The organism is Candidatus Thiodiazotropha sp. AKAK3, assembly GCF_058244645.1.
Genome location: NZ_JBSYOQ010000024.1, coordinates 97,536 through 115,165 on the forward strand (window position 1 = coordinate 97,536; position 17,630 = coordinate 115,165).

Annotated in this window: 15 protein-coding genes; 8 read left to right on the forward strand and 7 right to left on the reverse strand. The window is 49.6% G+C overall.

From position 1 onward, the window contains the following. The first annotated feature begins 276 nt into the window (after positions 1-276). Positions 277-705: a response regulator gene (locus AC4IE7_RS04300; protein ID WP_490775574.1), complete on the forward strand. Its 429-nt coding sequence runs from the start codon at positions 277-279 to the stop codon at positions 703-705. Then, positions 702-2,405 (forward strand): two-component system response regulator, encoded by a 1,704-nt coding sequence (locus AC4IE7_RS04305; RefSeq protein WP_490775575.1) that lies wholly within the window; start codon positions 702-704, stop codon positions 2,403-2,405. The genes AC4IE7_RS04300 and AC4IE7_RS04305 overlap by 4 nt, the downstream gene beginning before the upstream one ends. 13 nt (positions 2,406-2,418) lie before the next feature. Here the strand turns inward: AC4IE7_RS04305 and AC4IE7_RS04310 are convergent, their stop codons facing one another. The 4 genes from AC4IE7_RS04310 to AC4IE7_RS04325 form a co-directional block, all read right to left on the reverse strand. Further along, positions 2,419-3,660: a type II toxin-antitoxin system HipA family toxin gene (locus AC4IE7_RS04310; RefSeq protein ID WP_490775576.1), complete on the reverse strand. Its 1,242-nt coding sequence runs from the start codon at positions 3,658-3,660 to the stop codon at positions 2,419-2,421. Continuing rightward, a complete protein-coding gene (locus AC4IE7_RS04315) occupies positions 3,660-3,974 on the reverse strand; it encodes a helix-turn-helix domain-containing protein (protein ID WP_490775577.1) in 315 nt (104 codons plus the stop codon). Before AC4IE7_RS04315 ends, AC4IE7_RS04310 begins: the two co-directional genes overlap by 1 nt. A gap of 95 nt (positions 3,975-4,069) precedes the next feature. Continuing rightward, complete coding sequence (locus AC4IE7_RS04320) at positions 4,070-6,328, reverse strand: TonB-dependent receptor plug domain-containing protein (protein WP_490775578.1); 2,259 nt, start codon at positions 6,326-6,328, stop codon at positions 4,070-4,072. Next, a complete protein-coding gene (locus tag AC4IE7_RS04325) occupies positions 6,325-8,502 on the reverse strand; it encodes a TonB-dependent receptor plug domain-containing protein (protein WP_490775579.1) in 2,178 nt (725 codons plus the stop codon). The genes AC4IE7_RS04320 and AC4IE7_RS04325 overlap by 4 nt, the downstream gene beginning before the upstream one ends. 196 nt (positions 8,503-8,698) lie before the next feature. Between AC4IE7_RS04325 and AC4IE7_RS04330 the strand changes: the two genes are divergently transcribed. Genes AC4IE7_RS04330 through AC4IE7_RS04340 form a run of 3 tightly spaced genes read left to right on the forward strand, consistent with a single transcriptional unit; the run spans position 8,699 to position 12,029 of the window. Further along, positions 8,699-10,300, forward strand: a complete 1,602-nt coding sequence (locus AC4IE7_RS04330; protein WP_490775580.1) for a sensor histidine kinase — start codon at positions 8,699-8,701, stop codon at positions 10,298-10,300. A gap of 18 nt (positions 10,301-10,318) precedes the next feature. Continuing rightward, complete coding sequence (locus tag AC4IE7_RS04335; RefSeq protein ID WP_490775581.1) at positions 10,319-11,113, forward strand: PhnD/SsuA/transferrin family substrate-binding protein; 795 nt, start codon at positions 10,319-10,321, stop codon at positions 11,111-11,113. Beyond that, on the forward strand, positions 11,103-12,029 hold the full coding sequence (locus AC4IE7_RS04340) for an ABC transporter substrate-binding protein (protein WP_490775582.1): 927 nt from the start codon (positions 11,103-11,105) through the stop codon (positions 12,027-12,029). The genes AC4IE7_RS04335 and AC4IE7_RS04340 overlap by 11 nt, the downstream gene beginning before the upstream one ends. 3 nt (positions 12,030-12,032) lie before the next feature. Here AC4IE7_RS04340 and AC4IE7_RS04345 read toward each other — a convergent pair whose 3' ends face one another. From AC4IE7_RS04345 to rapA, 3 genes are all read right to left on the reverse strand, one after another. Continuing rightward, positions 12,033-12,290, reverse strand: coding sequence for a hypothetical protein (locus tag AC4IE7_RS04345; protein WP_490775583.1), 258 nt, complete (start codon positions 12,288-12,290; stop codon positions 12,033-12,035). Positions 12,291-12,466: 176 nt separating this feature from the next. Further along, positions 12,467-12,649 (reverse strand): hypothetical protein, encoded by a 183-nt coding sequence (locus AC4IE7_RS04350; protein ID WP_490775584.1) that lies wholly within the window; start codon positions 12,647-12,649, stop codon positions 12,467-12,469. Between the two features lie 195 nt (positions 12,650-12,844). Then, positions 12,845-15,724, reverse strand: coding sequence for an RNA polymerase-associated protein RapA (gene rapA / locus AC4IE7_RS04355; RefSeq protein WP_490775585.1), 2,880 nt, complete (start codon positions 15,722-15,724; stop codon positions 12,845-12,847). A 235-nt stretch (positions 15,725-15,959) separates the two neighbouring features. On the opposite strand from rapA, the gene AC4IE7_RS04360 reads away from it, so the two are divergent. From AC4IE7_RS04360 to AC4IE7_RS04370, 3 genes are all read left to right on the forward strand, one after another. After that, the gene (locus AC4IE7_RS04360; protein WP_490775586.1) at positions 15,960-16,475 is read left to right on the forward strand and encodes a YqhA family protein; all 516 of its coding nucleotides are present in this window, start codon (positions 15,960-15,962) and stop codon (positions 16,473-16,475) included. A gap of 18 nt (positions 16,476-16,493) precedes the next feature. After that, positions 16,494-16,955 carry a GIY-YIG nuclease family protein gene (locus AC4IE7_RS04365; protein WP_490775587.1) on the forward strand — a complete coding sequence of 154 codons (462 nt, stop codon included), beginning with the start codon at positions 16,494-16,496 and terminating at the stop codon, positions 16,953-16,955. A gap of 131 nt (positions 16,956-17,086) precedes the next feature. Continuing rightward, positions 17,087-17,410: a c-type cytochrome gene (locus AC4IE7_RS04370; RefSeq protein WP_490775588.1), complete on the forward strand. Its 324-nt coding sequence runs from the start codon at positions 17,087-17,089 to the stop codon at positions 17,408-17,410. Positions 17,411-17,630 lie beyond the last annotated feature (220 nt).

Consider the following 17,630-nt stretch of genomic DNA (forward strand, 5'->3'; position numbering starts at 1 on the left):
GCCGCACTGTTCTGAATTAGAGGCACCTCTCTAATCTGGTTGGGTAGGAGCCTGGCCCTGAAAACTATTCCGGACCGAGTCATTGATTTGTTTTCAAAGGCCTGCTTGGAGTTCGAATGGCTTGAACAGCGCAGGAGTCAATGCAGGAGAAATTAGTCGTTTTGTGATTGGCTGCTATGCGCAAATGGGCGTAGTAATACCCTTAATAAAAAAATATTGGCTGCTGCTATTTGTATTGCTACTTGAAAGTGAATGGCCGCCTGGGAAACTTCGGTTATGAAAAATGATCTCATCCTGTTGGTTGAAGATAACCCCGATGATGAGCTGTTGGCTCTGCGTGCCTTAAAAAAGAACAAATTAAAACACAAGGTTCAGGTAGCTCGTGATGGTAGTGAAGCTGTGGAGTATCTGCTTGGAAGGAGTGAGAAAGCCCCCCTGCCAAAAGTTGTGCTCCTAGATCTTCAACTGCCCAAGTTAAGTGGTCTGGATGTGTTGAAAATCATTCGCGAGTCGCCACGTACACAATTGCTCCCCGTTGTAGTGCTCACCTCATCTGATGAAGAGAAGGATATGGTTGAGAGCTACCAACTGGGGGCCAACAGTTATATACGCAAGCCTGTGGGTTTTACTCAATTTGTTGAAGCGGTTCAGAAACTGGTGACTTACTGGATGGCCATGAATATGACGCCGAGAACCGTTAAATGAAGCGTAAGCAACCGATTCGTCTGTTACTTGCGGAGGATTCTGAAGATGATGCCTTGCTGTTGCTGCACCATCTGAAGAGAGATGATTGGGTAATCGAGCACTATATTCGGGTCGACAGCTCTAGATCCTTGCAAGAGGCATTGGATGGCACTCATTGGGATCTGGTTATAACAGACCATAACATGCCTTCCTTCGATTCGAAGGAGGCGTTGCAAATTGTACGTACCACCGATCTGGATATTCCGGTCATTATTGTTTCGGGTAGTATCGGTGAAGAGCTGGCTGTATCAATGATGAAAAGTGGCGCGGCTGATTACATCATGAAGGATAACCTTGCTCGACTGGGACCAGCTATCGAGCGTGAGTTGCTGGAAGCCCAATCCAGAGCTGCAAGACGTAGAGCAGAGAGTCAGCTTCAGCATATGGCCTACCATGATTCTTTGACTGACCTGAAAAATCGCAGGGAACTGGATCAGGCTCTGAATCAGAACCTCAATAGTGCCAGGAGTAACCAGGAGCACCACGCTTTCATGTACCTGGACCTGGATCAGTTCAAGGTGGTTAACGATACCTGTGGCCATATTGCTGGGGATGAGTTACTGCGTCAGGTTTCCACGCTACTGAAAAAGCAGGTTCGGGAGAGTGATCTCCTGGCCCGTTTGGGTGGAGATGAGTTTGGTGTGATATTGAGCAACTGCTCGCTTCCTCAAGCAGAAGTATTGGCGAATATGCTCAGGGAGACTGTAGAGAAACACAAGTTTATCTGGGATGCCCGGCCTTTTAGTACCAGTGTCAGTATAGGTCTGGTGGATATTACACCAGATACGAAGAGTAGTGATGAGGTTTTGAGTAATGCGGATATGGCTTGTTTCGCCGCTAAAAGCCGAGGCCGCAATCGTGTGCATATCTACACCGCAGAAGATGATGAGCTGGCGTTACGACGTGACGAGATGCAGTGGGTCAGTCGAATAAACAGTGCCTTAAATGAAGAGCGATTTTTACTCTATCGGCAACCGATTGTCTCTCTGGCTGACGACAGTAGCCCCAAACATATGGAGATACTGCTGCGTATGCTCAGCAGTGATGGTGAGATTATCCCCCCAGGTGCGTTTATTCCCGCAGCCGAACGTTACGATCTGATGCAGCGTTTGGATCGCTGGGTGGTTAATACCATCTTTACCTATCTGGGGAAAGATAGAGAACGCTGTGATGATGGGCGTCTCTATTTTATCAATCTCTCCGGAACCTCTTTGAGTGATCCTGGCTTCTTTAATTTTATTCAGGAGCGGATGAACCACCTCAAGGTGCCGCCACAAGCCATCTGTTTTGAGGTAACCGAGACTGCAGCGATCAATAATCTTGGTACTACTGAGAATTTCATTCAGGAGATACGGGAGATGGGCTGTTTCTTTGCGTTGGATGATTTTGGCACAGGTCTCAGTTCATTTTCCTATTTAAAGTCCCTTTCGGTCGATTTTCTGAAAATTGATGGCTCTTTCGTTAAGCAGGTCGAAGGTGACGAGATGAGCCGGGCGATTGTTGATGCGATCAATACCATTGGCCATGTTGCCGGCTTAAAAACCATTGCAGAGTTTGTCGAGCGGCAAGAGACTCGTGTTGTGTTACAGGAGATGGGGGTCGACTTTGCCCAGGGTTATGGTATTCAGCGGCCTGAACCATTGGAACCGGATAATCAATAATTGAGTTGCAGCTCTACCCAATATTAAACGCCGTGGACATTATTTGCAGCTCATGACGGCTGATCCCGATGCTTTTAGCCACCCTTTCCCACTGACGTACACTCGTCAGCACTTCACCTTTTATCTTTTCAGCATCTGCGTATTGCAGCTGAAAAAAATCACTTACTTCCATTGCCAGATCGTAATTCAAGCTGTTGTCATCATCGCTAATGTTTAAATGTAATCCATTTGTGGGAGTGACAGGGTTGATGTCATAAGCGGGTGATAAGAGCCAGCCGCCTTTGTGATAGATAAATCCGTGGTTTCTCAAATGATCATCCGTATTGGAGACAGCGATATTAAAGACGATGCGACGCCACAATTGTTCAAGGTCTTTTTTAGTATTTGTGCCATGTTCTGTGAGGAATTGAGCTAACTCAAGATAGCTGGCGTCATACTCTCCGTCATAGTAGCCAAGCTGTGTCAGCGCTGATGTAAAGTGTTTGCGACCCATTGCAGTGCGGTCAAAACGCTGAGTCAGGAATGTATGGTGATGGTTATTAAATTTTTCGATTCGGCAGGGTGCCATTTTAATACCTGCATCCAGTGCGAGCTTGTAGGCAAGATATTCCCAGGCAGCGATATCGTAATCATCATACTGGCTTGGGAATTTTGCAATCCATAGATGATTTTCATCATCGACCACACTTGCTTTGGGCCGAGCACCACCCAAGGAGGAGCCTGGCGATATCAGCATAAACAACCATTTTAAATAATCCGCATCATCCCTATCACCAACTTCAACTTGTTGAACTGCATATTCAAGATCTCTCAATGAAGACATGGGCGGTGCGGATAGTCGTTCATCATTGTCCAGAAATTCTCCGTCCAGTGAGCTTTTAAATCGCAACGCGCCTTGGCGGTAAATATCATGAACGCCAAGAAGATAGTCCACTTCATACAGCATCCGAGGCCGGCGTTCTTGCTGACGAGCAAGAATGGCTTCGCGACGCTTCATCAGCAGCCGCCCCCAACGATCCGGACAGGAATCCAGGAAAACGTGGAAGTTATTGGAATCCATATTGTGTTGTTCTCCGGAGAACAGATGGAGATCCGGATCTATCTTTTGGGCATTGGGTGACTTCAGCCACGCTTCATCATAAGTGAAGCTGTAGTGCTCCCTGTTTTTGTTACTAACCGCCGAACGGAGTCTCCCCACTAAAACCGGTTTTGCGAATTCCTCCCAATTGGCAAAGACGAATATTTCAGTATCCATTATTTTTTACTCATCAGCTTGATGTCCTGAAGCTTTTGGCCCAGCTCATCATCACTAGCCACCATCGCTAAATCTTTCACCAGGCCAAGTACGCTCAACACTGCCACATAGTGGCCCAAGGAGACTTTGGGATCTCCGTGTTCTATTTTTCGAATGGTCAAACGGCTCAAACCGGTGCGTTCTGAAATCAGTGTTTGAGTGTAATTCCGGCGCTTTCGTGCAAGCTTGATGTTTGCCCCCAACTGCGAAAGGTATTTTTGATTATTGGGGAAAACCACGGCGCTTCGTTTTTGGTTAGATACTTTAATGGACACTACAGTTACCAATATTTCAAATAATGGTAATTATAGTGACCAATTTAAAGAAAGTATAGCAGCGGATGAACCCTATGAAAGCATGGCTTAGGCGGTTAGTATCTGACTTCTACTGTAACCCAATAGCCACGGCTATCCATTGGGTAGTCATTGACTATAGATGAATTGGCCGGTTCGCGAACATCGGCATCAAACAGGTTTCTGACGGCCATGGTCAGATCCAGGTATTGCATAATCTGTTTTCGATGCAGAGTCAGGTTGACGATCTGATAGTCATCAATGTCGGGGCGGCTATCTCCCTCAGCACGCGCTCTATCGCCAATCCAGAACCACTGGCTATCAAGTGACCACTTAGGTAGGAATTGCCAATTCGCACGGGCGTAGTATTGAAATCCTGGCGTGTTGGCTACTTCCTCTCCACTGTCACTATCTTCACTCTGTTGCCAGGCACCATTCGCCTGGAGTTTTAGGGCTTGGTTGACCTGCCATTCGATCTCAAATTCGACACCCTGTCCCTCTTGATCCCGTGCGTTTTGGTTGGTGTTACTGGCGCCGTCGGCATCAGGGACGGCCTCGATCAGATCATTGATCTGATACGCATATAGGTTAGTGGCCAGTCTCAGGTCTGAGGTTGGTCGCCAGTCCAGTGCCAGCTCAAGGGTATCAATAGTCTCAGGATCTAACGCCTCATTGCCCAGTTGGACTGGATTGTTTTGTGCGTAGAGTTCGGAAAAAGAGGGTGGGCGAAATGCCTGGCCATAGAGCAGCTTGGTGGTTAAGTCGTAGCGGGTTTGCCACACCAGGGCGAACCGAGGATTGAAGGTGTCACCAAAGTCCGAATAGCTGTCGTAGCGTGCCCCCAGGGTCAGATCCCACCCTCTTGTCAGCGTCCATTCATCCTGCAGGGAGAGGTAGCGGAGATGACGAGTCTTGCTGGGGCCGTAGAGATAAGGTGTGGCGACATTAGTCAGATCGCCATCCACCACCGGTTGGTTGCCGTCGATCACCCCCGGGCCAAAGTTCTGCTTTGCATGGGGTTCCAATGTTAACTTTTTATAGCCTGTTGCAATACGATAGTGGTGATTGGCAAAACCATCGTAGAACCCTGTTGCCTCATAGCCGAGAGTTTTATTGCTGCTGTTCGGCTGGCCAATATATCCTTCTGTGAAGTGGGTGAGCCCGACTGGGTTATTGAAATTCAGGTTGCCGTCGGCGCCTATAGGCAGAGTGGCGCCAGCAGGGAAGAGTGTGAATCTATTGGTGTAGTCGGTGTAGTTGTAGTTGAAGCGAAAATTTAACGCCCAGTCCGGGTGAAGATCCTGGTTCTGGTAGAGGAGATCGAGGTTGTAAATGTCCTTCTCCAGACTTCCCTCAGAATCGAGCACAGGCGCTGCACCCACGCCGACACCGACATTCCTCTGCCGCAGGCCCCAGATACGAGCACTCCAGTTATCCTTACTCAAACCGAGATGGTAGTTGATGAGGCGCTGGTCAAGGTTCATCGCACCTGGGGCCAGAGACGCCTCAGTGCCGAAACTTTCATCCAGTGTGGATTGAAGATCCTGTTCAATGACTCGTTCATCGTCTGTGCCCTGCTTTAAGGCTTCCAGACTGGCGACCAGATCCCAGCCCTGGTGGTTGGTGCCGTACTGCATCCAGCCATTGGAGGTGTTGAAAGATCCCTGACGGAGTCCTACACGGGCACCATCTATCTCTTGACCATCTTTGGTGATGATGTTGATGGTGCCAGCAAAGGCGTCAGCGCCATGTACTGCTGACCCTGGTCCTCGCACAACCTCCACTCGGGAGATCATCTCAGCAGGCATTTCGAAGCGGTGACCGAGATTACCATTCCACAGATCCTTGATCTGTACCCCATTGATCAATACTAAAACTTGCGGGTTAAGGGCAGTAGTGATGCCGCGAATATTAATGTTGGTGATCAGCGGGCCATAATTGCTGGAGGGAGATATATGAACACCAGGCACGGTTTCGAGAATTTCAAAGAGCGTTCTGGCCCCCATGGCCTGGATCTCCTCTTTGCTGATCACACTGGCGACCGATGGAGCAAGAAATACTGGTTTGGCGCTGCCAGTGGCAGAGACAAGTACTGCGTCGGTTCTGTAGTAGTCATCTTCTCCTGGGCCGCTGAATAACGCCTCAGCCTCTCTCATCTGCTGGTCTGTGATCACAGGGGTATCCGCAAAAGCGCCGGTCGTAGCAGTCTGGGCAAGGATGAAAAAGAGTGAAATACACAGATTTCTGCTGCTTGATGTGAAAGGGTGTTGAGCTATCTCCGTATAGAGACCATCGAAATGGATTGGTTTGTCAGATGATTTTGGTTTATATTTCATAGGCTTACTTGAACTTCAGTCCAGATTTCACGGCCTTTCATCGGATAATCATCGGGGATAGCTGTAGTGCTCGGCTCCCGTACATCCTCATCAAAAAGGTTGCGTACTGCCAGTGAAACATCGAAATGTTCAAACAACTGCTGACGACGCAGGGTAAGGTTGACGATACTGTAGTCATCGACATTGTCCCGGGGATCCCCTTTGTCTCGCTCCCGCTGTCCGACCCAGAACCATTGTGCATTGACGGACCAGTCAGGAACAGGACGCCAATCGGAAGAGAAGTAGCCTTGTAGCCTGGGGGCATGGGGCACTCTCTCTCCTGTCTCTTTGTCTTTCGAGTCCTGCCAGGCAATATTGGAGTTGAGTCTGAGAGTTTCTGTAATCTGCCAGTCCCCCTCCAGTTCGACCCCCTTACCTTTCTGGTCACGGGCATTTTGAGATGTTGAGGTTGTCTCCCCATCGTCGGGTAAGAACTCGATCAACCCTTTGATATTATAGGCATAGAGATTGGCCGCGAGTCTTAAATCTACCGTTGGGCGGTAGTCGAAGACCAGTTCCAGAGTATCCAGGGTCTCTGGATCCAGGTCAGGATTACCAAGGCCTATGGGATTGTTTTGGGCATGTACATTGGTAAAGCTCGGCGCACGGAATCCGCGTCCGTAGAGCAGCTTGGTCGTCAGGTCATAGCGGGTTTGCCAAACCAGGGCAGCTCTGGGATTAAATGTGCCACCAAAGTCTGAATAGCGGTCGTAGCGGGCGCCCAGTGTCAATTCCCAATTTTTTGCAAAATTCCATTCATCCTGTGCGGAGACATACCATAACCTGCGTTCTACGTCTGGCATGAATACTCTCGGATCGCCTGTGAGCTCGGTCAGGGTTCCATCAACCTCGGTTTGAGTACCGTCGAGTACCCCTGGCCCCCAGTTTTGATAGGCTTTATAGCGAGTCTCAGTGTACTGGTAACCAAGTGCAAACCGAAGTTGATGCTGGGCCAGGCCATCATATAAAGCACTGCTTTCAGTACTGAGCTGGTTCTGAGTACGTATTGGAAAACCTATATATCCATCGGTGAACAGCGTCAGAGTTGCTGGGTTGGTAAAGCTGAGATTTCCGTCACTACCGATGGGTAGCAGGGAGCCTGGCGGAAAGAGCTGTAAATAGGTCGAGGCCTTCAGATAGAGATAACTGAGACTGAGGTCGAAGCTCCACTCTTCTGCCCACTGATCGTTTTTATAGTTGATATCTCCCAACAAGGTATCACTCTCAAGACGGTTGTCGTCGGCCATTGCGTTTGCCAGTCCTGCTCTGACGCCCCCGTCGTTCTCACGCCAGCCCCAGAGATAGAGCTGCCAGTTCTCACGATTGAGACCGATGTAGCCATTTAGAATGTCATGTTGGGTGTCCATGGCGCGGGGAGCCAATGAGGCTGAGGTACCGAAGCTCTCATCCAGCGAGGTTTGGAGGTCACGTTCGATGACCCTGTCGTTATCGCCATCCGATTTCATCATGTCTAAGCTGACTGCGATGTCCCAACCCTGGTACTGTCCTCCCTGTAGTGCCCAGGCATCTTTGCGGGAAAAGGAGCCGCCTCGGTATCCACCTTGACTGCCATTAATCTCCTGCCCGTCCTTGGTAATGACATTGATGGTGCCGGCGAAGGCATTGGCGCCATGTACGGCTGAGCCTGGCCCACGAATGACCTCCACTCTTGAGATCATGCTGACCGGTAACTGAACTTGACTGGGGCGTCTTCCCCGATGAAGATCCTGAACCGGCTGTCCATTGAACAGCAGCAGGACGTGGGGATTGGCATTGGTGTGGATACCCCGAATAGACCACTGGGTCTGATAGTTGGGTGACTGGGGCATGTAGACATGAAGTCCCGGAACGGTTTCCAGTACTTCATCCAGCGTAGTGGCCCCCATTGCTCTGATCTCCTCTTTTGTGATCACCGTTGCAACAGATGGTGCCAGGAATACCGGTTTTGCACTGCCAGTGGCGCTTACCAAAACAGCATCGGTTCGATAGTAGTCCTCCTCAACAGGACCACTGAAGAGACGCTCTGCCTCCTGCATCTGTTCATCAGAGATCAGGGGAGCTTCAGTTGCTGTGGCAGCGAAATGGCAGCTCAGAAAAAACATGAAGATGAGTTTACTATGGCGTCTAGTGGGCATGTTTACAGTCTGTTCAGTAAAGTCGCTGAAGAGATAGTAATAAGAATTCCAAAAAGGCTATCGCCATAAGATCTGCGCTCATTTTTCTTGATTGAGCTTATAAAGCTAGGAGCGCGATTGAGAAAAATCAAGAGAAATCGGATTCTTAGCTGACATAGCGCAAGTAACTATTTAAACTCTTTTGTCTATGAGAGTGATGAAATTCTTGTTGCCCACCGGAAAACTGCCCTCGATCCGACTCTATCTGGTATCGATGAATCTGGCATTACTGCTGTTATTTACAACCATCAGTCTTCTATTCTGGCAACAAATCAGTGACTTTCGCCAAACAGAGCATAAGGCGGATATTGCTGCCATACACAGTGCTATGCAGGCAAGGAACGCATCATTGGTGCGCAGTATGGCACTCAGCTCAAATCAAGCGATTGTTGGTTATGATTTCAGTTTTCTGAATGCCCTGATGAAACGGGTTGCAGATGGCGATGGTGATATTCGGTTCTGTTTGGTGGTCAGTAAACTGGGTCAGATTGTTGCTCACAGTTTGCCGCAACAGGTGGGCGCCACACCTAAAGATGCTGTTGATATCGAAGCGCTCTCTCTGATTGAGAGTGACTTTGCAGGCGATACGGTAAGTGACTTTTCGGTACGGTTTGTCAGTGATTCATCAAATGACTTACTGGCTGAAGAGTCGATGCAGGTAGTGACACCAGTATTTAATGGGCAAGAACTATGGGGTGTTTTACGTTGTGGAATATCACTGGTCGGCTTACAGGCAAGCATCGATGCGCGCATCGAACAGTGGGATGAGAAGATGCGCCAAATCCGCATTTTCTACATCTCAGTTGCAGCGGCATTTATCCTGTTTGGTTTTCTTGTGGCCTTGATCTTTACTCAACGTCTGCTGAGAGCGGTCAGTCAGCTCGATAAGGGTGTAAAGGAGGTATCTGCAGGAGACCTGAACTATCGTCTCAGTATGGATGGCTTACTCTGTTCTGAATTTGGCTCGTTTGCCACTTCTTTCAACCGAATGACAAGCAACCTGGAGATCTCCCATGGTCAGTTGGATGAGTACAACAGATCGCTTGAAAAGAAAGTGGCCGAGCGGACGATTGAGCTGGAACGGAGTAATAAAGAGCTGGAGGCCTTTAACTACTCGGTCTCCCATGATCTGCGTGCACCCTTACGAAGTATAGAGGGATTCAGTCAGGCGCTCTCTGAGGAGTATGAGGATAGTATTGATGAGATGGGGCATGACTATTTGCGTCGTGTCAGGTCGGCTGCTACCCGCATGGGCCATTTGATCGACGACATGTTAAGGCTCTCACGTCTTGGTCGTCAGGAGATGGAGATCAGTGATATTGATTTGAGTGAACTGGCTAACAACGTAGTGGAGAAGTTAAAGGGAGAGGAAACTGAGCGACAGATCCACTATCAGGTGGAGTCTGGGTTGAAAGTCCGTGGAGATCAAAGCTTACTGGCGATAGCGCTCGATAATCTGATTGGTAATGCCTGGAAATATAGCAGTCGTGTCGAACGGGCCGAAATTATTTTTGGTAAAACAGTTAATAAAGGGATGCCATGCTTTTATGTCAAAGATAATGGCGCTGGGTTTGATATGCGCTATGCTGATAAATTGTTTGGTGCTTTTCAGCGTCTCCATAAAAATAGTGAATTTGAAGGTTCCGGAATTGGCCTGGCAACAGTAGCCAGAATTATACATCGACATGGCGGTTCCGTCTGGGCTGAGTCAGAGGTAGATAAAGGTGCCACTTTCTATTTCGAGTTGCCAGGTGAATAAGATGCTCTTGGAGTGGTCTTGCTGCGTACTACATTAAACATTAACGCTTGCCTGCTATGGCTTTGGCTGCTGATCTTCCCAGGTGCCTTACTTGGGGATAGCGGTCTGCGTTTCTATTATTTCAATCCCGATTCACCACAGAATAATCTGGGCCGATTGAAAAGTGATATGGAGATGCTGCTTAGAGATTTCAGCATATCCATAGAGTTTCAGCCGTTTGCTCATCTGAACGATTTTGATCAACGGGTACGTGAGGATCGACCTGCATTTGTGTTTGCGCCCCATTGGTATCTGAAGCGCTATGTTGATGAGCTTGGGTTCAATCCGTTATTGCAAGCAGTACGTCATCAACGAAACGACTACCAAAAATTGCTGGTTAGTAAGCGTAAAGGGAATAGTGAATTTCGTAAGTCAGGGAGGAAAACTTTGGCGATGACCAGCTTGGGACCAGACTCCAAAAAGTTACTGAGTGGCATATTGGATGCTAGTGATCTGATTGATGTTGATCAGGTCAGTATTGTTGAGGTGCCCAAGGATGCGGATGCAATTTTTGCGGCTGCATTGGGGCAGGTCGATGTCGCTCTGGTAACTCAGACAAACTTGAAACTGTTTAAGAGCATTAACCCAAAACTGATCGATTCTCTACGGGTCTATAGCGATTTTACTCCAGTTGATATGCCGGTATTGGGCTACATGGATGGTGCCGTCACTAAAGAGCAATCAGATCAACTGATAAAATTCATACTTTCATCCCAAGACAGTACGGTGATGCGTACTCTTCAGATTGATGGGTGGAGTGATCATGCGAGATAGGTGTCTGCTATTTTTAGTCATGATTATGATGACCTTGTCTGCCTGGTCAGATCAGGCACCGGTTGTTGTGTTGCTCTCCGATTCAGAAGCAGTTTACGAACAGCCCCTTGTTCAATTCAGATCTAAATTGAAACGTCCGGTTGAGGTGTTCAATCTAAAAGGGGATATACAGCGGGCGCCAGAGGTGATGGCAGAGGTTATGGCATCCAAACCTGGTTTGATTGCGGCATTTGGTGCTAAAGCCGCCTATTTTGCTAAATTGGCTACCCAATCGAGGCAGGAGATACCGGTGATTTTTGCCATGGTACTTAATTGGCAACGCTATCGACTGCTGGAGGGACAGGACAACCTTGCAGGAATCGATGCTGAGGTCGCCCCTGGTACACAACTGCTTTCGATGAATCTGCTGTTTCCCGATGTCACCCGTTTAGGTGTTATCTATAGCAATACACATAGTTTGGCGAGTGTTGAAGAGGCAATCAGTGCCGCAGAACTGGTTGGTGTTGAAATATCAGCTGAACCAATTGAGCGGGCAAAAGAGCTTAAGCAGGCATACCGTCGATTGGCAGGAAAGGTTAATGCTGTGTGGCTGCCAACCGACCCTGTGCTCTACACACTGGAGAATATCCATTGGTTAAAACGCCAATGCGTTAAAGATCGTCTGATCTGTATCGGCCAATCTGACAATATCGTTCGTCTCGGATTGCTGTTGGCGGTCAATCCGGATATCCCAAGCGTCGGGGCCCAGGCTGCAGGCCTGGCAGAAGATATACTGCAACATGGTGTGAAACCGTCACAGATTGGCGTGCAGGACCCATTGGGTACCCGCATGACCTTGAATGCAAAAACAGCCAGTAAAATAGGACTTGAGCTAACGGAAAGCGTGCTGTTGTTGGCGGATGAGGTGGTCGAATAATAATTATGAGATGCTTGTTGCATCTCGGAAGTCCGTAACAGGATGAACCACTACTTCGCCGTTTTCCTCGAGTACACCGATCTGGTCTCCTGAAGGATTGGAGACAACAATCGTTACATCCTGAAAAAGCGGTCTTCTGATAAATTTAATTTTCCAGCCAAAGCCCTCGATCTTCTGCAAGGTCATTTGCTGCCATTGATTGAGCAGTTGCTGAAAGTCGTCTGGCACGGGCGGTAAGCCTGTTCTCTGTTCCTTGGCCATGAGAAAACGTCCCTCTTCTCGATCATATCCTAAATAATCCGTTTCCAATCCTATGGATCAGAATGGTCGATTCTAATCAAAAATGTCGATGAAGTCACTGCGAGCAACTGAGATGCTCTTACACCAGCAATAGAGGTGGAAGATTGTATGAAAATGCTTTTCAGGACTCTCCAAAATTACCGACGATGGGCACGGCTTCGAGACCACTTATAGCGGGGCGTCCCCCCACCCAGCGCTCGAATTTTTCCGATTTGGGGTAGGGTGGGGCCATGCCCCACCAAAAGCCATGTTGAATCGTACTTACGGCCTGCCGCACCACCCAGGGTATGCATTCGCAAAAAACCAGTTACTTGGTTCATTACCCGCAGTGTCAGTAAAGCGGTTCGTCAGGTGGCTTTTGTTTCAGTTGGGCATGGTGCGGCAGGGCCGCACCCTACACTCGACTTTATTCCGATTTGGGGTAGGGTGGGGCCATGCCCCACCAAAAGTAATGTTGAATCGTACAGTACGTCACCGCCGCTCCTTTTCTAATTCAACATCTAAAGAATTTCTATTCAAACTGTAACCACCAGCCTCACTGCATCAAGACGCAAGCGGGCTGATTGAAGATGCTGGTGCAGTGATAATCCCTGATCCTGGAGCAGATCGATCTCTTCGCTTCTGACTGACGGATTGTGCTTTTTCAGCGCCTGCATACGTTTGATCTCCGTCGTATAGTGGCTCATCATTTCCGCTGAGGCTTGCTTGACTGTCTTTTCGATCTGCTGTTGTGCAACCTCTTCAGCGCGTGATATCAGAGCTCTGATCGCTTGCCGGTAACTGTTGATAACGGGTAAAAGGCTTTGTCGATCCAGATCCTGGGCATGTTCCAAGAGGCTGTCACAGTCGATCAGATGATCGTATCGAGTCCCTTTTGCATCTATGAAAATACGCTTCAGGGTTGGTGGTAGAAAACGGCCAATCTGCAGTTTTCGTGGGGCAGGGCACTCTAGAACGAAGAGGCACTCCAGCAGCAGCTGCCCCTTTTTCAGTTTAGGGTGACCACAGGCAATAACGCTACTGTTACCAGTCTGTATGCCTATGACCTGTTCCATGGCTCCCCGTACCAGTGGGTGTTCCCAGGTCAGGAATTGCCGCTCTTCGTGGCTCAGTGCATCCTGTCGACTGAATGTTACTGTCAATCCATCTGCCGGCAGACCAGGTAGGGAACCGGCGACTACCTGCTCTCCCGGACGCAGGATGAGCCCGGCTTTGCCCAGCTCCTCGGTTTCGATGTTGTAGCTGTCAAAAAGACGGCTTAGATAATCAGTCAGGGCTTTGGAACTGTCTTGCTGTTTGAGCTGCTCCACCACCTGGCTGGCCACAGGTTCTCTACAGGCGCCCAGCTCAAGTAGATGGTCTCGGCCCTGTTGTAGCCGGGTCTGGATCTCCTCCTTGAGTTGTCGGGTTTGCTCAATCAGCTGAGGCAGTGCTGCGTTATCCTGTCCATTTTCAATCAGCTGCCAAAGTTCTGAGCTGAGTTGCTCACTGATCTGCTGGGCACCTGGTACGTGGTGATTGAAGGCATCTAAACCATCCCGGTACCAGTGCAGTATGACCGACTGTGGGCCTGGGTCGAGATAGGGTTGATGTATCTTTACCGTCTGCTTTTGACCGATTCGGTCAAGTCGGCCAATACGTTGTTCCAATAGGTCTGGGTCAAGGGGCAGATCGAACAGAATCAGGTGGTGAGCGAATTGAAAATTGCGGCCTTCACTGCCGATCTCTGAGCTGATTAAAAGACGCGTGCCTTCCGGGTCAGCAAACCAGGCGGCAGCCCTGTCGCGTTCAACGATGCTCATCTCCTGATGGAACAGTCCGGCAGAGATACCGGATTGAGTGCGAACCGCTTCCTGCAACTCTACGGCTGTCTCCCCATGGGTGCAGATCAGTAAAAACTTAGTCTCAGGGTGTTGTCGTAACAGTTCGATCAACCAGGGCACGCGGGGGTCATCCTGCCACCAGGTTTTGTGCCCCTGCTCGCTAAAGATCCGCTCAGGTGTCAAACGTAACTCAGCAGACTCTATATCAGAGCTCTCCAGCAGATCTGCATAGGACTCTGGAAGTGGCAGCGGCGTCGCTAACAACTCGCGTTCAGGGAAGCCGCTGATGCGTGCCCGGGTATTGCGGAACAGCACTCGGCCTGTGCCATGCCGGTCGAGCAGCATATTGATCAATGTCTCCCTGGCTTCACTGCATTCGTGCTCACTACTGCCAGGATCATTCAGCAGATTGAGCAGAGGAGTGCTCTCGGTCTCATCCAGTTTGCTCAGCAGCGCCTGGGTTGCCTGCTCAGGGAGGGGCTCCTTTCGCAGCAAGTGCTCGACCGCTTCGGCGACAGGTTGATAGTGGCGCTCCTCTTGTAAAAAACTCTGCAGGTCATAGTAGCGGTCGGGGTCGAGCAGTCTCAACCTGGCGAAGTGACCGGCCTGGCCGAGCTGTTCTGGCGTGGCAGTGAGTAACAATACGCCTGGAGTTCTCAGGGAGAGCGCCTCTACCAGTAGGTACTCGGCGCTTGGATCCTCCTCTGACCAGGTCAGATGATGGGCCTCATCCACGATCAACAGATCCCACTCGCCATTCAGCGCCTGGCTGAGACGGTCGGGGTTATGATGAAACAGGTTCAGGCTGCAGAGTACCAGTTGCTCTGAGTGAAAAGGGTTGTCCCCCTGGCCTGAGTCCTGGATGGCTTGGCAGGTCTCTTCGTCGAGAATGCGGAATTTGAGGTTGAAGCGTCGCAGAAGCTCCACCAGCCACTGGTGTACAAGAGGGTCGGGTACAAGAATCAGCGCCCTGCTGGCACGGCCTGTCAGCAGCTGCTGATGGAGTATCAGGCAGGCCTCGATCGTCTTACCGAGGCCAACCTCATCAGCAAGCAGAACTCTCGGGGTGGGACGACTTGCCACTTCATGAGCGATATAGAGTTGATGGGGTATCAGGTCAATACGGGGGCCCACCAGACCGAGCAGTGATGATTGTTGCCGCTCCCCAATCTGTTTAAGGGTAAGCTGTCGAAGATTGAACCAGTGCGGTGGATCGATCTGGCCGGTGAGCAGGCGCTGTTTGGGCTGATCAATGCGTAGTGTATCGTCCAGATCTATCTCTTCCAAACGAGCCTGGCTGCCGTCGGTTTTTTCTCCCAGATAGGTGATCAGTCCGTCGTTGAGCTGGGTTTCACGAACCTGCATCTGCCACCCTTCCCGGCTTTGAATCTCATCACCGGTGGCGAAGGCTACCCGAGTCAAGGGCGCTCCTTCTATGGCGTAGACACGGGTTTCGTCTATCGCGGGGAAATTGATGCTGACACGTCGTCCTTCACAGTCGGCAACAACCCCCAGGCCAAGTTCAGATTCTGTGTCGCTGATCCAGCGTTGGCCCGGTAGAAAAGATGGCATGTTGATATGGTCCTGACGAAAAGGGGCAGATGATAATGGCTATCCGCTCAGCATGCCATATGGTTTTTTAGCTCGGAGCTGATGATCGTGACTCAGATATGGATTCTGGGATGATTAGAAAATCCCGCCGATAAGCTCTTTTCTCAGAGAGCGGGTGATATTAAGTTGGCGGGCCATGTCTGGTATGATTTGACCGCTTTTTAACAAGACTGAGAATAATTGAATCGTGGAAGCAATGTTTGAGAAAATACTCTGGAACAGCCGCCTGATCGTATTGGCAGCTGTGATTGCAAGCCTGGCTGCAGCTGTCGCTATGTTTTATATGGCCTCTATTGACGCCGTCTACATGATTTCCCATCTGGGTTCATATGCATCGCCGGCATTGACTGGCGAAGAGCGGGTTGCTCTGCGTTCATCCACGGTGACCCATGTGGTGGAAATTGTCGATGGTTATCTGCTGGCCACGGTGTTACTGATCTTCTCTCTGGGTCTGTATGAGCTGTTTATCAGTAAGATCGGTCATGCTGAAGGATCCGAAAGCGCTTCCAATGTGTTGATGATAACCAGTCTGGATGATCTGAAAAGCCGCCTGGCGAAGGTGGTGATGATGATCCTGGTGGTGCGCTATTTCGAATTTGCCCTGGGGATGGAGTTCACAACCCCATTGGATCTGCTTCAGTTCGCAGGGGGGATTGCCCTGCTTGGATTGGCCCTCTATCTATCGCACATGGCGGATAAGGGCTCTCACTAGTATGACGCACCACACTAGGTGACCGGCCTGCAACCCAAATTGCCTGGCACCTATGTTCTGCTACTGAAAAACAGCAGGCAGAAAGCCATCAACGTGGGGCGTCTGGGCAATTGTGAATTCCCAAAAGGCTGGTATCTCTATGTTGGCAGTGCTTTTGGCCCTGGGGGGGTGGCAGCGCGATGTGGACACCATAAGCGCGTCAGTCAGCGTCCCCACTGGCATATCGATTATCTGCGTGCTGAGACGGTGTTGAGAGAGATATGGTTCACTCATGACCCGTGCCGGCGAGAGCATGAGTGGGCTGGATTGTTTGCCGAACACCTAAAACTCAGGCAGCCGATTCCTGGATTCGGCGCTTCAGATTGTGATTGTGGGAGTCACCTCTCTATTTCTGATGTCAAACCCAACTGGAGTAGATTTGCAGGGCTGGCTGGGGAACTTTTGAACGGGCAGAAAGTTATCTTTTGTGAAATTGTTTAATTGACAATTATCGTTTATAGGCATTTACTGCCCGTTTAACGTATAATCCAGCATTTTTGTGGGAAAGGACTCTTGAATTAACCCCCGCAGGTGTACCCTAAATAACTGAACTACATGAGGATAAATCCCTGATGAATAAGATGAAATCATTGCTGCTGTCTACCAGCGCTTCCCTCCTTGCTCTTGGTGCTGTTGCTACTGCGTCAGCTGATCCTGTTGCGCTTGCTACACAGCGTGGTTGCATGGCTTGCCACCAGGTTGAGACTAAGGTTGTTGGTCCAGCATACAAAGAAGTTGCTGCCAAATATAAAGGTCAGGACGGTGCGGTAGATGCGTTGGTAGCCAAGGTTAAAGCTGGTGGTTCTGGTGTATGGGGTCCTGTGCCTATGCCACCTAATGCCCATGTCAGCGATGAAGATATCAAAGCAATCGTAGAGTGGGTTTTAACCCTCTAAGATCGCTCTGACAGCTCGCCACTTGTATAAGAGTGGTAGAAAAGCGCCTGACATTTTGCAGGCGCTTTTTTTATGGCTGATTAAAATGCGCTCATTCTCTGCAAGTGTGTGTGGGATATGGCCTTAAATGAGTGATTTGACACATTTTAAGGTGGATTTTTAGTAAACATTGGTCAGATGGGATTGCCTTTGTTATCGGATTAATGCCATTCTCCTGCGC